Below are 14,548 nucleotides of genomic sequence, written 5' to 3'. Positions count from 1 at the left end.
CGAACTGTAAAGACCAATGCCGGGATTCGTTTTCAATTCGTTAACTTTTTCCATGTACAAGCATATGTAAGATCGGACCCAAAGATACCTGAATAACGCGATCTTCTTATATACCGTTTCTTATGGGCAGCCGTTCGTATATTGCAAGTCCTAGGTCATGCACAGCCGATCAACCGGCAGCACAACGAAGGACCTGCCTATACCGCTAACCGACGGTACATGCAGGTCCTTGTTATTTGTCACCATTATTCGCTCAGTAGGCCGACGCCTCTGAAAAACTTTTTCCTTAGCGACACATAGAGCAGTCCATTCATCACAACGAACAAGACATACAATCCGAGCACTTGAAGCATCAAGTAACCGGCATACACCGTAAACCCTACGGATGCATGCAGCAGAATGAGTGCTGGAATGCCGCCGATGAGCATCGGAGCGAAGAAGAGAATCGCCAGATGCGATTGCAGATAAGACTTGCATTCCGCCATCGTCAAGCCGATTTTCTTGAGTAGTATCATGCGTTCCTTCTCTTCATCCATGTCTGTCATCAGCTTGTAGTACAGCACAACAAGTGAAGCCAGCAGGAATAATACGCCTAGGAAGGCAAAGGAGAAAAGCATGAAGCCGCTGATTCGCATTGCAATCTCATAGCGCTCCGCCTTGTAGATCGGCCGCAGGAACTCCGCCGTATCCTTCGGCGTGCCGAACTTGGATTCCGCACTCGCCCATAGGCTGTTATCCGCATGATTCACCTTGCGCAGCGTATCCAGCAAGGCCGCATAAATCTGGTCGCCATCCCCGCTTGCCAGATTGAATAGGTACGCCGTGTTGTGTATCTGGTCCTCCAGCTTGCTGTATACCGAGTCGTCGATCACATTGGCTATTACGCTCGCAAACTCGACATCGCCATATGAGTTGATGAACGCAGCATACATGCTGCTCGTCTTCGCCTGCTCATATTGGAGTATCGGAGTACCGCCGCCTACCGATTGCACGAACCGATCCTTATTCATCGGGTGTCTGCTGAATGCTTGCGCACGAGCATCCCCTTCGCGCCATGGCTCAACCGTGATCGTGGTGTCGTAATCGATCGCCGCAGCCTCGTCGCCTTTCATGTTCTGGACGATCAGCAGCTCATCCGGCGCAACATCGATGGACGTCCCCATATGCTTGTTATAATTCGACTCGCTCACAATGAGGCTGCCTTTATAATCATGCGTGAACGAACCGCCGGCAATGTCTCTATAGCTCTCGCTCCAAATATATTCAAGCTCGCTGAACGCCCCCACTGTGCCGCCATTCGCCTCAATAACCTGCTTCACCTCGTCCGGCGAGATCGCATTGATGCTGCCCGTCGTCTCGATCATGTAATCATAGGGCTCGAATTCACTGATCGTCTTCTTCGTGTAGCTATAGAGCGACAGACCGAAGCCCATGAAGAACAGCGACAGCGCAATGAGCATCGACACCATGTAGAGCGATACCTTGTACGTGAAGAAGCGATGCGACAGACTGGACAGAATCAGAATATGCCGATTATAGAATGCCGGGAAACGGGAGCATACCGCTCTAACGGCATCAATACACGACGCAATCGCAAAATAAAGCGATACGAGAATGACAATAACAACAAGCGGCAGCAAGGCGGATTTGTTCTGCCCGAGCAGGTTATTCACGAACTTATCGCCCGTAATACCCGCATAGAACAGCCACATCGATACGATAAAGACGACCGTCGAGATACCGCCAAGGACGGGCCGCGACTTGGACTGACCTTTGGTGGTGGCCGCCTTCGTAATCTGCACAATCGACAGCCTGCGAATGAACACGCTCGTGAAGAGCAGATTGCACAGGAAGACGAACAGGAAGACGCCAAGACTGAGGACGAACGTTTTGTAGCTGATGAAATAGATGTCCGTCGATAAGTTAAGCACTCTGCCCAATAGGAGATAGAACAGCTTGGATAGCAGCAGTCCCGCCGCGATGCCGCATAGGACCGAGCCGGTCACGATTACGAGACTTTCGAAGACGATCATCCGAATGAGGTCACGCGTCGTCATCCCTAGTGTGAGATAAACCCCGAACTCCTTACCCCTCGACTTTACAAAATAAACCCCCGTATACGACACGAAGACGATGCTGAATAGGATGATGGCGTAAGCCGCAATAGCGATATAATCGGACGCGATCTTCATCGCATCATCTTGGGCGAGTATCTCATTGAACAGCAGGCTGCCGTACATGAACAGCACTGCCACGACGAAACTATTGACGAAAACATACGAAATGAACCGTCGAAAATTGTATCGCAAGTTTTTGTTCACGATATGCCGGAATGTCATGACACTCATTGCGCATCGCCTCGCATCACGCTCAGAATCTCGAGTATTTTATCGAAGAACGCTTTCCGGTCTCCCGCCCGCTGAATCTGAACACTAATCTGACCGTCCTTGATGAAAATAATCCGTTTGCAGTACGAGGCAGCGAACGCATCATGCGTCACCATCAGAATCGTGCTGTTCTTCCGTTCGTTCATCTCCGTCAGCATGTCCATAATATCCGATGCCGACTTGGAATCGAGGTTGCCCGTCGGCTCATCCGCGAATACGACGGCTGGTTCCGTCACGAGCGCCCTCGCCGCTGCGGTGCGCTGCTTCTGCCCGCCCGACACATGGTACGGGTATTTGCCAGCAATGTCCGCAATGCCGAAGAACTGCATCAATTCATCGACGCGGCTGTTAATCTGCTGCGGCGCCACATGGTCGAGAATGAGCGGCAGCGCAATGTTCTCCTTGAGCGTCAAACTGTCGAGCAGGTTGAAATCTTGAAAAATGTAGCCGATGCGCTGACGCCTAAACAACGCAAGCTTATCCTTCTTCAGACGGGCAATCGACTGCCCCTCGATGATGACCTCGCCCGAGGTTGAGGTATCAACACCGGATAGGATGTTGAGCAGCGTTGTTTTGCCGCTGCCACTTGGCCCCATAATGCCAATAAATTCACCTCTTGAGGCCGCGAAGCTGATCTGATCGAGCGCCCTCACTTCCTTCGCGCCCTTGAAGGCCCTATACACCTTCGTCAGATTATCGATTTGAATCATGTCGTCCATTATTCGACCTCCGTTCCTGCCTCTATCATAGACGGAAAGCCGAATCCCAGACATGGATTCGGCTTTCAGTAAGCTTTCAATTTTGAAAGAAAAGAGATCGTCACGCACGTGCCCTCACCAAGCTTGGACGTTAGGCTCACCTCATGACCGAGCCGCTTGGCCGTATGCCGAACCATTGCCAGCCCAATGCCTGTCGCCTGCTTATGGCTCCTACCGTTCTTGCCCGTGTAGAACAGCTCGAATACGCGCGGCAGATCCTCTGGATCAATGCCCTCGCCTTCATCTCGCACACGTACTGAGGTGAGACCAACGTCTTCCTCCTGTACAATCTCGAAATAAACACTTCGCCCCTGCGGGCTGTATTTGATCGCGTTCGTTACAATTTGGTCCAGAATAAAGCTGCACCACTTGCGATCCGTGTAAACGTAGGCAGACTGCCCCTTCACCTTCGGATACACGCTGGAATAGATAAACGACCGACGCTTATCGTTAATAACCGCTTGGACAATCTCCAGCAGATCCGCGCGTTCCGGCACATAGTCATTCGTGAATTCATCCAGCCGGAGCAGATTCAACAGCTGCTCCATATTCGTCTTCAGCTTCTCATTCTCCGAGGCAATATCCGCCAGCACCTCATCTGAGCGCTTATGGCTTGCCAGTTCGATGACAGCCAGCGACGACTTCATATTATGAATGAAATGAGAGAATAGCGAATTGCGCCCATCCAGCTTCTCGTTCATCGCGACCAGCTTATCGAGATAGTCGGTATGTATCGCTCGTATTGCATGGAACACGAGCTTGTCCTTCTCATGGTCCGCATCCTCTTGGAAGTCCGCAACTTCCTTCGCTTCTGCCAGCCCGTCTTCGAAACGAAACAGGGCATAAGTTTTCACGCCAAGATAGATAATCAGGATCGTCAGGCTGACGGAGAGCGGGTACACGACGCTGACCTCATCCATCATCAAGTTGAATATCAGAAGCAGCATCGCGGTATTGATGAGATAGACGATAATCGCCCGACGTTCGCTGCTAAGCGTCCGGCGAAGAAGTCCCATCCAGGACATAGCCTACGCCTCTTTTCGTTTGAATCGCGCTGCCAAGACCAAGCTCTGCCAGCTTCTTTTTGACACGGGTCATGTTGACGGTCAGTGTATTGTCATCTACGAAGCTCGTATCGTCCCATAGCTCTTCCAGCAGCTGCTCACGGGTTACAATTTGCGAGACGTTCTTCATGAGCACGCGCAGCACTCGGAATTCATTCTTAGTCAGCTCGGCCGATATATCCTTATGCTTCACGCGCATCGTATCGCTATACAGCGTTAGAGGACCAACGTTGATCTCATTCGCTGTCTGATCCGTTCTCCGCAGCACCGCATTGATCTTCGCCAGCAGCACGCCGATCGAGAACGGCTTCGTTACATAGTCGTCCGCCCCCATATCGATGCCACGAATCTGCTCACTCTCCTCGCTGCGCGCAGAGATGACGATGATTGGCGTCGTGAAGTGCTTGCGAATCAGCTTCAAGTAATAGAAACCGTCGAACTTCGGCAGTGTAATGTCCAGCAGAATGAGCTTGGGTGCTACGGCGCCGATCGTATCCAACACCTTTTCATAATCCTGCAGCACATGCGTCTCGAAGCCATACGCACTTAAATATTCCGTTATATACTTCTGCAGCTGCTCGTTATCTTCGATCAGTACAATGTTCGTCATGTACCTTAGCCTACAGCTCCTTCGTCATGAACACGCTGTACGGATCCTCGGTGTAATCCGCGAACGGTCCCGTATATGCGAAGCCAAGGTTCTCGTAGAGCTTCCGGGCTGGCCAGAACGATTCCGGCGTTCCCGTCTCCAGGCTGAGCCGCTTATAGCCCCGCTCCTTCGCGACGTCCAGAATGTGCACTAGAATTCGTTTTGCAACACCTTTACGCAGATGAACAGCCGACGTGCGCATCGACTTGATCTCGCCATGCTCGTTATCGAGCTCCTTCATCGCACCGATTCCAAGCAGCTCGTCGTCCTCCCAGAGACTCCAGAACGTGACGTCCGGGCTTCTCAGCCCATCAAGATTAAGCGCATGTACACTTTCAGGCGGCGAATCCGCCGACATTCCCTGCAGATGTACAGCAATCAATGCTTGCACTTGCTTACCTGTCAAATCGTCTACTCGAATCTCCATTGTCCTCACTCCTTGCTTTGATGAATCCTATTATGACGGAAGTAAGTATCATTTCCAACCCATCTAAATTTGCATAAAAGAAAGCCCCCGCGCTTCCTGTAACGGAAGGCGGAGGCTGCTATATCTATCTTAGTGGCCGCTTGCTCCTGCAGCCGCTTGCTTATCCGAGTCAGCAGCCGCTGTTGCGCATTTGCGAATCAGAGAGATCTGTCCGGCATGAATACCGGTATGATACATTAGGCGGCTGACCGCCTCCAGCGGCGTCGAAGCTCCCATCGGATGCTCGATCGAAACGTTCCAGCTTTCCTCCGGCAGTGCACGCATCGCCTCGATCAGGTGCGCATTGGATGCTTCCAGCAGCGCGATAAGCTCCTCTAAGTTCGTGAACTCTACCTTCGCCCCCGCAGCGCCACGGTTTGTCGTAATGACCAGACCCTCTGGCATCGGTGCGCCGAAGAACCACTCCGCGAACATATACTCCACCTCGGCATTATGGCGAAGCATATAGCCGATTGAAGAGCCGTTCAAGTGCAGCGGCAGCTCAGCCTCTGGCAATGCCTTCACTGTCTTATGGAATCTGGACTGGATCGCCTGCCATATCGGCAGTATTGTATCAAACGTCGTCATCGTTAACTCTCCCTTGTATTGGCCTATGCCTTAATTGGACGGCTTATGCCCGTCACGTGCTGCATGCTCGAATCGCTCGCCTGTGAAGTCGATGTCGAACGCCTGACCAAAGCCAGCTACATAACGCCCTTCACTCGCTGTCAGCTCAAACAAGGAGAAGTCGAGTCCACGCAGCATCCCCACCGTCGCCTTGCCGAACCGCTCTCCCATCCGTTCGAAGACCTCTTCATGCCCCTCATTGCCGACATTCACAGCCGTACAGACAAACCGCGCACGCTGGCGAGCGAACAGGTTCGAGGTCTTCGATTCGTCCGCGATGAGCATAACGTCGACAGCCGGATTGTTCTCCATATAGCGATAATGATTGGCGATGCGGCTGATATAGATATACAGCTTGCCGCCGACCTGCACGAACGGCGCATAAGAGATGAACGGCTTTCCCTCGTCGTCGATTGTACTGAGCAGCAGCGTCTTCACTTCACTGGCAAAATCGACATACTGCTGTTTGATCGTCGCGATATCCAACGGCTTCAATTGGCATCCCTCCGCCTTCCGAATAATGAAGATAGGGCATACATCATCATGATTTCAGTAATATACTTTAATTGATAATGAATATCATTGTCAATAATGTTGTTAGTAAAGTCCAGCGCCCCATCCTATTGCTGTTAGGGCTCGCCCGGCTGGTTCAATAAAAGCCAACGGCACATCTTCCTCCGTTGGCTTCACTATCTATATTCATTCTTACTGCTGTTCAAGATTAAAATGCACAAAGAACGTTGTACCCTGCTCGCTCGTGTGCACCTTGATGATCGCATTGTGACGGGCAGCAATGCCATAGCAGACGGACAGGCCTAGGCCTGTTCCGTTCGACTTTGTACTAAAGAAAGGCGTGCCCAGCTTATCTAGAAACTCTGCCGGAATACCTGTACCTTGATCCTTCACGGCCAATACGACTTCCTTCTCATCGCTATACGTCTGGATGATGATCGTCCCGGCGGATCGCATCGCATCAAGGCCATTCAGTACAAGATTAAGAATGAGCTGCCGCAGCTCCTTCTCGTTCATATCAAATGCCGGGCACTCCCCCAGCTCCAGTGCGATTTCATGATTGCCGGTTATCGCCTTCGACTGAATGAGCGGGAACAACGTCTCAATCACGGTATTGATCTGCTTCTGCTGGTGGCTCGCCGGCGTAGACGAACCAACAGAAAGAAATTCGGTTACAATATCGTGCACCCGGTCGAGCTCTTCAATCATAATGTCGTTGTATTCGTTCGACGGCCTATTCTTCGACAACTGCAGGAATCCGCGAATGGTCGTCATCGGGTTACGCAGCTCATGCACAATGCCCGCCGCCATCTCTCCCGTCAGATTGAGCCGATCAAGCCGCACCATCTCCCGCTCCAGATGAATGCGTTCCGAAATGTCAGTCACAACCGTAAGCAGACACGATTCTCCTTGAATTTGGGTCATGGTACTAGACATAATCCCATCCCGCAGCTCACCGGAATGGGTCATGTACCGAATCCGTACATTCCGAAACAGGCTCCAACGATCAAACGTAGAAGAATGTCCCCCAATGTCATCTGTATCCACATAATAATGCAGCAAATCCGAGGTCTGGTTAATGACCTCTTCGAGCGGCCGTCCGATAACCGTTAAGAAGCCTTCATTAACGTTGACATACCGTCTGTCCTGTAAGGATCGAAGGAAAATAATGCACGGCGTCGCATCGAACATTTGCCGAAAACGCTCATCGCGCTGCTGCTCGCGCTCCGTTACATCCCGTACAGAGCAGACATAGATCGGCTGCCCCATAATGATTGCTCTCCCCGTTTGAATATCTACCGGGAACGGAATTGAACCATAACGCAGAGCTGAAGTTTCAATCACACCTGATCGGCTGTTCGCTGTATGCTCAAGCTTGGAGGAAAGTGAAGGCACGAGCTGGTCAATTGATGACCCAATGAGCTTGTCCTGTGGAAAGCCAAACATGGAGACCGCATTCGAATTGGCGGTCAGAATGAGTCCTTGTTCATTGACCGTAACGATCGTATCATTCGATGCCTCACCGATTACGCGCATGACCTCACTCTGCAGCTTAATCTGTTCCTGATACATATACATTTGGACGAACGCTTCAATCTTCATCTTCAGTGTTTCGGGATGGAACGGTTTGAATATGTAATCCACGGCACCTACGGAGTAGCCGTGTTTCACGTGCTCGGCCGCTTGGCTGATCGCTGTAATGAAAATGATGGGCACGTACCGCGAACGCTCTCTCATTTTGATCAACTCAGCCGTTTCGAAGCCGCTCATGCCTGGCATTTGTACATCCAGCAGAATAACTGCGAAGTCCGTCGTTAATACGTAACGCAATGCCTCCTCTCCAGAGTATGCACGGAATAACCGATATTTCGGGGAGTCCAGAATCGCCTCCAATGCAATGAGATTTTCAGGCCGGTCGTCGACTATAAGGATGTTTATCGTTGACATCGTGCTATTTAACTTTTCGATAAAGCTTTTCATTATGTTCAATCTCCTTATAACAGTCTGTGAACCTCGTAAAGGTAATGCTCTCTTTGTGACCTAGACCGAGAAATCCAGAAGGAGACAAGCTTTGGTAAAACAACGTATGAGCGCGATGTTGAAGCTCAGCGTTGAAGTAGATCAACACATTGCGGCAAATAATGACGTGGAACTCGTTAAACGATTCATCAACGGCAAGATTATGCTGGGCAAACGTAATTCGGGACGCTAGAAAGGGTTGATATTTCACCCGATTGTTCGTAACGGTCAGGTAGTCGCTCATCGACTTTCTCCCACCGCCCAGCAAATAATTGCTGCTGTACTTATGCATATGCTCCGTGTCGAACGACTCGAGCTTAGCTCGTTCAATCACTTCCTCATTCATGTCAGTGGCATAGATTCTCGACCGTTCCAGCAGCCCTTCCTCGTGCAGGAGAATCGCCATGGAGTAAGCCTCTTCCCCTGTCGAGCAGCCTGCGTGCCAAATACGAATACTCGGATAACCCCTCAGCAGTGGAACGACTTTACTCCGGAATGCGCGGAAGAAGCTCGGGTCGCGGAACATCTCGGTCACGTTGATCGAGAAATCGCTGGTCAGCCGTTTGAACACTGCCGGGTCATGCAGTACCTGTTCTTGCAGCCCCGATACGGACATCAATCGCTCGGATCGGATGCGATGCCAGATGCGGCGCCGGATGACTGGAAAGGCATATTTACGAAAGTCTACCCCGTAATGCCGATACAGCGCTTCAAGCAGCAGTTCGATCTCGAGTCTCTCCAAATCATCGATCTGATCCATTCTTTCTATCATGAATGTGTCACCTACCTCGTAAGCCAGATCTGCATGCGGGCGAATAGCTGTTCCAGCTTCACAGGCTTGCTAAGGTAATCGGAGGCACCGGCTTTAATGCACTTCTCCCGATCGTCCTTCATCGCTTTGGCCGTCAGCGCAATGATCGGCAGCAACTCAAACCCTGGCGTTTGGCGCAAGGTACGCATCGTTTCGTATCCATCCATCTCTGGCAGCATGATGTCCATCAGAATTAAATCCACATCCGGGTGTTCCTTCAACACCTTCAGACAGGAGATCCCATTCTCCGCGAACAGCACGTTCATTCTTCGACTCTCGAGTGCTATGGTTGTTGCATAGACGTTGCGCATGTCGTCGTCGACGATGAGCACCTTCTTACCCGCCCACAGCGTGTCATCCAGCTCAACCTCTGCCTCATGCGACACCTCAACAGCAGGTACAGGTGCTGCTGCAGCAACCTCTTGCTGAACAACGACTACTGATGCCGGGCTCTCTGATCCTGCCTTTTCCCCGCATGGAAGTACGAGTGAGAAGATACTGCCTTGACCAACATTGCTTCGTACGAAAATATCCCCGCCCAACAAGTGGGCAATGTTCAAGCTAATCGACAAACCCAGGCCTGTCCCGCCATACTTGCGATTCGTTGTGCCGTCCGCTTGCTGGAACGCTTGGAAAATAAGGCCCTGCTTGTCCTTCGGAATGCCAATGCCTGTATCGTGAATCGAAAATGCGATGCCATCCTGCAACGAGAACGTTGCTCCACCGTCTATCGGCAGATTATGCAGCGCCCGATGAATGTGAAGCTTCACCTCGCCGCGCTCGGTGAACTTGAAAGCATTGGACAGCAGGTTCTTAATGATCTGCATAACGCGCTGCTCGTCTGTGACGATCGCAGCAGGCAGGTCAGGATCCATAATCGTCGTGAATTTGATACCCTTCTGACGGGCGACAGGGAAAAACTGTTGCTCGGCAAATTCACTAATATAATGCAGGCCAACCGACTTCGTAATGAGATCGATTTTGCCTGATTCAATCTTGGATAGATCGAGAATATCGTTGATTAGATGAAGCAGGTCATTGCCGGACTGATGAATCGTATTCGCGTATTTGATCTGATTGTCATTCAGATTGCCAGCCGCATTCTCCGCAAGAATGTTAGATAGAATAAGCAGGCTGTTCAGCGGTGTCCGCAGCTCATGCGACATATTGGCGAGAAACTCCGATTTGTACTGCGAGCTAAGGGCGAGCTGTCTCGCCTTCTCCTCGAGCTGACTCTTCGTCTTCTCCAATTCCCTCGTCTTGTGCTCGGAGTTCTTGTACTGCTCCTCAAGCTTCTCGTTAATGCCGCGCAGCTCCTCCTGCTGCATCTGAAGCTCTTCGGACTGCGTTTGCAGCTCCTCGGTTAACGTCTGCGATTCAACGAGCAGGCGCTCGATTTGCATCCGTCCTCCGATGCTGCTGAGTACGCTGCCCAGCTGGTTAGCTACCTGCTGCAGCAGCGTCTGTTGAACCAAGTTAAAGGCTCCGAACGACGCCAGCTCGAAGACAGCAATCACCTGGCCTTCGAATTGTACGGGCATAATGAGCAAGCTGGATGGCTCTGCTTGACCTAAGCCCGAAGAGATTTGAATATAGTTATCTGGCACGTCGTTCAGCAGAATCGTTCGGTTCTCTAAGGCGGCTTGTCCAACGAGCCCCTCACCAAAGAGGAAGCTGTCTACACCGATACCATCCTGCTGTGCCGCATACGAAGCAATCTTTCTTAGCTCAGGTCGGTGGCTGCTGCCCTGCTTCAAGTAGAACACGCCATACGTAGCATCCACGAGCGGCGTTACCGTCGTGATGAACAGCTGCGCGAGCATCTCCAGGTTATGTACCCCTTGGAACTTCACCGCCATCTCGCCAACGTTGTTCTCCAGCCATCGCTGCTCCTGCTCCAGTACCGAATATTTCTCGAGTGTTCTGACCATTTCGTTGAAGGACCGAGCGATATCGCCTATCTCGTCCTGTGATCGAACTTCGATGCTAGGCAGCTTGGTCGTATTTCTAGAGTCATTCGTGATGCCGGTAATCACTCTCGTAATTCTCAATAAATTACTTGTAATCCGTTGGGACAAGAATAGTCCGATAAGAAGGGTTAATAAGAAAGTAACGCCCGTAAGAAGGGCCGTCATCTGATTGACGAAGTCGACCATGTGCGTGTTGTCCGAGCGGTCCCGATCCAATACTTTACGTTGAATGCCCGCGAACTCGGTGGCGAGCGGACCTATCTTCTGCCCAATCGGCAGTACGTCGGATTTGAAAGAAGCGAGTGCCGCTGCCTGGTCATGGTTTTTCTCCAGATTCGTAAGCAGCAAGTTCGTTTCGTCCATAAACGCCTGATCAGCTTCCACCAGTTCCTCGAATGGCTGCTTTAGCTCTGGCTCTATGTCCATTGCCTCCACTTGATCAACAAGATCCTGCAACAGCTGATTAGCAGCCTGAAGATCGTCAAGGAATACCTGCTCCTGCGTGAGCAGATAGCCTCTAAGGTTGTTCGTCTGCTGCATCGACAAGTGTTGAATCTCCGTCGCCTTGTTCAGCACATCGACTCGCTTATCGATCAGGTTGTCGAAGGATTGATTGAGTCTATCATTATAGTAGTAGGCATTTATATTAACGGCTGTAACGAAGAGTGAAACAGATAAAAAGCCTACTAGCAGCTTGCTGCGGATCGTAAATCGCATCGAATGTCCCCCTGCCCGTCACCGTAGTCCATTCGGAATACTTCTAATTATTGGACTCTAATTGAAAGGTTAACATACAACACAGTAATTTCAAGAGCTATAAATCGTCGAAATGTGAGTTGGCAGTTTGGCAGAGAATTTGGTATGAAACAAGAGTTGCCATTCAATTAGGATATTTAGTGAAAATATAGTTTTTTTATGTACAGGAATAAGAAGAATTTTGTCGAAAGTTAGGAAGTACGTATCATATTGCTTCTGAGGTGGAGTAACGTGAATAAGAACCGTGTAAAAACAATAATGATGCTCGTCGTAGCCATAATGGCTATTCTTTTCGTGTGCCCTCAGACTGGATTTGCGGAAGAAAACAGGACTTCTGACGTGGTCATAAAGGACTGGGAGATTCAGTGGTTTAATGATAAGACGCAGTCAGCGGATTCTCCGTCTACTATTGAGCCATGGGTTAAAGCGGGAGTCCGTTCTCCAATAACCGAGATTCCGAAAGGCTATAATGGAGCATGGGTGCATATTGTCATACCAGCTACTACAAGTTGGAAGGCACCTGGATTGCTAATCAGCCAAATGAGTGGACTCGACATCTCAATTTACGAAAATAAAAACCTGCTGTACCACTCGACACGTGATTTCAGTTTTGATCGGAATATGGTGTTGACAACCCTCACACCTAACCCTAGACCGTCTAATTTCTATATACGCATTACCTCACTGGATCGAGCTGGAGTAATAAGTCCCATTCGAATTGGTGATTACAACGCGCTGACACAATCTTTTATCACTCAAGAGCTACCCAGCTTAATGCTCGGCTCCTCAGTTGCTTTCGTGGGGCTTATCATGCTCCTTATATCTGGCTATCTCAACTCTCAGCAACGTAAAGCTTGGGTAGCTCTCAGTTTAATGGCACTGGCTACTAGTATTATGATTTCAACGTACTCCACGCTCCCATACACGTATTTCGAGCAGTATGGAAAGCTGCTGCAATTCCTGTTTGATGTATCAATGCTAGTTGTATTCCCAGCGCTTCACTTATACACAGCATCCATTTTCGAGGGGAAACTGCTCTTTTACCGTACGTTTGGACGATGGTTTGCAGGCTACTCTGCATTTTGCTTCCTTATATTAATTCTAAATGAATGTATCGGTGACTCATTTTACTTTATTTACAAACTCTTTACTTTTTACCTTTTGGCTCCTATGCTGCTGATCCATCTGTTCCTGGTGCTTAGCCAATCGGTCATTCAATCAGTGCGAGGCAATAAGAACAGCCTCATTCTTGCCATGGGATTTCTCGTCTTTACTATGACATTCGTGGTGGATCTATTCATGGTATTTATAAGTGACAGAATGAAATTAAACTATCTTTGGAAATTCGGAATCGTATTGCTGATTATTTCGCTAATCATCGTATTGGCCCGTCGCATCTCGGCGGACTATAAGAAACTTGTGTCCTATTCAAAAGAACTGGAGTTATTCAACGGTCGGCTTCAACGTGAAGAAAAGCTGAAATTTATAAGTGAACTCGCAGCTTCGATTGCTCACGAGGTGCGTAACCCCCTCCAAGTCACAAGAGGATTTCTACAACTGATTTCCGGTAAGTCGGACGAGCAATCTAAAATGCACTTTTCCATGGCCATTAGTGAGCTGGACCGGGCTTCGACCATCATTACCGACTTCCTTACATTTGCAAAACCAGAACTTGATAACAACGTAATTACAATGGATATCCAACATGAGTTGCAGACCATTGAGACGATTATTAGCCCCATGGCCGCCTTAAGCGGTGCTGCTTTGCAAGTAGATATTCCAAATAAGATCTATGTAATAGGTAACCCTTCAAAGTTTAAACAGGCCATAATGAATATGGTCAAAAACAGTATAGAAGCAATACAATCGCATGAGAATGGAATTGTTGGGATTAATGTTCATGAAGAGAACGGCATGGCAGTCATTCGTATCTCAGATAACGGGGAAGGTATGGAAGCAGAACAAATTGCCAAGCTTGGAGAGCCTTACTACTCAACCAAGACGAAAGGAACCGGCCTCGGGCTAATGGTTACATTCCGAATCATTGAAGTTATGGAGGGGACACTGCAGTTCCGAAGTGAAAAAGGAAAAGGAACCGAAGCGTTGATTCGGTTCCCAATTGCCTCTGAATTCTAGGTCCAGATGAATGGCTCGGCTTCAACTTTTTCTGCAGCGAGCGTTTCCTCCGGTTTTGCTGGAAGGACCATATAGTAGCTTTCTGGTGCCTCTTCGACAACTTTCAGCTCGATATCGGCTGGCAGCTCAATCCCAAATGCTTCCTGAATTGCACCCTTAGGATCTTTTAGCAATTGCTCTTTGAACTGAGGGTCTTCCCATGCTTTCTTAATAATCTGAACTTTCAAATCATCTGCTGATAGGGACATTTGCTGCACAACCTTTTCTAGTTAGTAGGATACAGGTCTATATTACCATATAATTAACTATTTTTTCGCTACTTATTTACTATAATCGACATTTTTTTTGAAAATCCAACAAAAAATAGAGGGTCCCATTATTTTGGGCTCCCT

12 protein-coding genes are annotated in these 14,548 nt (G+C 49.5%); 1 reads left to right on the top strand and 11 read right to left on the bottom strand.

Going from position 1 to position 14,548, the window contains the following annotated elements:
* Positions 1–245: 245 nt before the first annotated feature.
* The 10 genes from DFQ01_RS09805 to DFQ01_RS09760 all read right to left on the bottom strand — a co-directional run bounded on the left by DFQ01_RS09805 (position 246) and on the right by DFQ01_RS09760 (position 11,981).
* Positions 246–2,348, bottom strand: a complete 2,103-nt coding sequence (locus tag DFQ01_RS09805; RefSeq protein WP_217490339.1) for an FtsX-like permease family protein — start codon at positions 2,346–2,348, stop codon at positions 246–248.
* Positions 2,345–3,106 carry an ABC transporter ATP-binding protein gene (locus tag DFQ01_RS09800; protein WP_110043706.1) on the bottom strand — a complete coding sequence of 254 codons (762 nt, stop codon included), beginning with the start codon at positions 3,104–3,106 and terminating at the stop codon, positions 2,345–2,347. The genes DFQ01_RS09805 and DFQ01_RS09800 overlap by 4 nt, the downstream gene beginning before the upstream one ends.
* Before the next feature lie 65 nt (positions 3,107–3,171).
* Complete coding sequence (locus DFQ01_RS09795; protein WP_110043705.1) at positions 3,172–4,170, bottom strand: sensor histidine kinase; 999 nt, start codon at positions 4,168–4,170, stop codon at positions 3,172–3,174.
* Complete coding sequence (locus DFQ01_RS09790; RefSeq protein WP_110043704.1) at positions 4,136–4,819, bottom strand: response regulator transcription factor; 684 nt, start codon at positions 4,817–4,819, stop codon at positions 4,136–4,138. The genes DFQ01_RS09795 and DFQ01_RS09790 overlap by 35 nt, the downstream gene beginning before the upstream one ends.
* 10 nt (positions 4,820–4,829) lie before the next feature.
* Positions 4,830–5,285: a GNAT family N-acetyltransferase gene (locus tag DFQ01_RS09785; RefSeq protein ID WP_110043703.1), complete on the bottom strand. Its 456-nt coding sequence runs from the start codon at positions 5,283–5,285 to the stop codon at positions 4,830–4,832.
* 129 nt (positions 5,286–5,414) lie between these two features.
* Positions 5,415–5,912 carry a DinB family protein gene (locus DFQ01_RS09780; protein ID WP_110043702.1) on the bottom strand — a complete coding sequence of 166 codons (498 nt, stop codon included), beginning with the start codon at positions 5,910–5,912 and terminating at the stop codon, positions 5,415–5,417.
* A gap of 30 nt (positions 5,913–5,942) precedes the next feature.
* Positions 5,943–6,446 (bottom strand): HugZ family pyridoxamine 5'-phosphate oxidase, encoded by a 504-nt coding sequence (locus tag DFQ01_RS09775; RefSeq protein ID WP_110043701.1) that lies wholly within the window; start codon positions 6,444–6,446, stop codon positions 5,943–5,945.
* 210 nt (positions 6,447–6,656) lie between these two features.
* Complete coding sequence (locus DFQ01_RS09770) at positions 6,657–8,444, bottom strand: response regulator (protein WP_110043700.1); 1,788 nt, start codon at positions 8,442–8,444, stop codon at positions 6,657–6,659.
* Entirely contained in the window at positions 8,416–9,255 is an 840-nt protein-coding gene (locus DFQ01_RS09765; RefSeq protein ID WP_245946603.1) for a CheR family methyltransferase, read from the bottom strand. The genes DFQ01_RS09770 and DFQ01_RS09765 overlap by 29 nt, the downstream gene beginning before the upstream one ends.
* An 11-nt stretch (positions 9,256–9,266) precedes the next feature.
* A complete protein-coding gene (locus DFQ01_RS09760; RefSeq protein WP_110043699.1) occupies positions 9,267–11,981 on the bottom strand; it encodes a response regulator in 2,715 nt (904 codons plus the stop codon).
* A 270-nt stretch (positions 11,982–12,251) separates the two neighbouring features.
* On the opposite strand from DFQ01_RS09760, the gene DFQ01_RS09755 reads away from it, so the two are divergent.
* Positions 12,252–14,156 carry a sensor histidine kinase gene (locus DFQ01_RS09755; protein WP_146216852.1) on the top strand — a complete coding sequence of 635 codons (1,905 nt, stop codon included), beginning with the start codon at positions 12,252–12,254 and terminating at the stop codon, positions 14,154–14,156.
* Here the strand turns inward: DFQ01_RS09755 and DFQ01_RS09750 are convergent.
* Positions 14,153–14,404, bottom strand: a complete 252-nt coding sequence (locus DFQ01_RS09750; RefSeq protein WP_110043697.1) for an NHLP leader peptide family RiPP precursor — start codon at positions 14,402–14,404, stop codon at positions 14,153–14,155. The two genes, DFQ01_RS09755 and DFQ01_RS09750, sit on opposite strands and share 4 nt — an antisense overlap.
* Between the last annotated feature and the right edge of the window lie 144 nt (positions 14,405–14,548).

The organism is Paenibacillus cellulosilyticus, assembly GCF_003182255.1.
GTDB lineage: Bacteria > Bacillota > Bacilli > Paenibacillales > Paenibacillaceae > Paenibacillus_T > Paenibacillus_T cellulosilyticus.
This window is presented reverse-complemented; position numbering and strand designations above follow the sequence as displayed.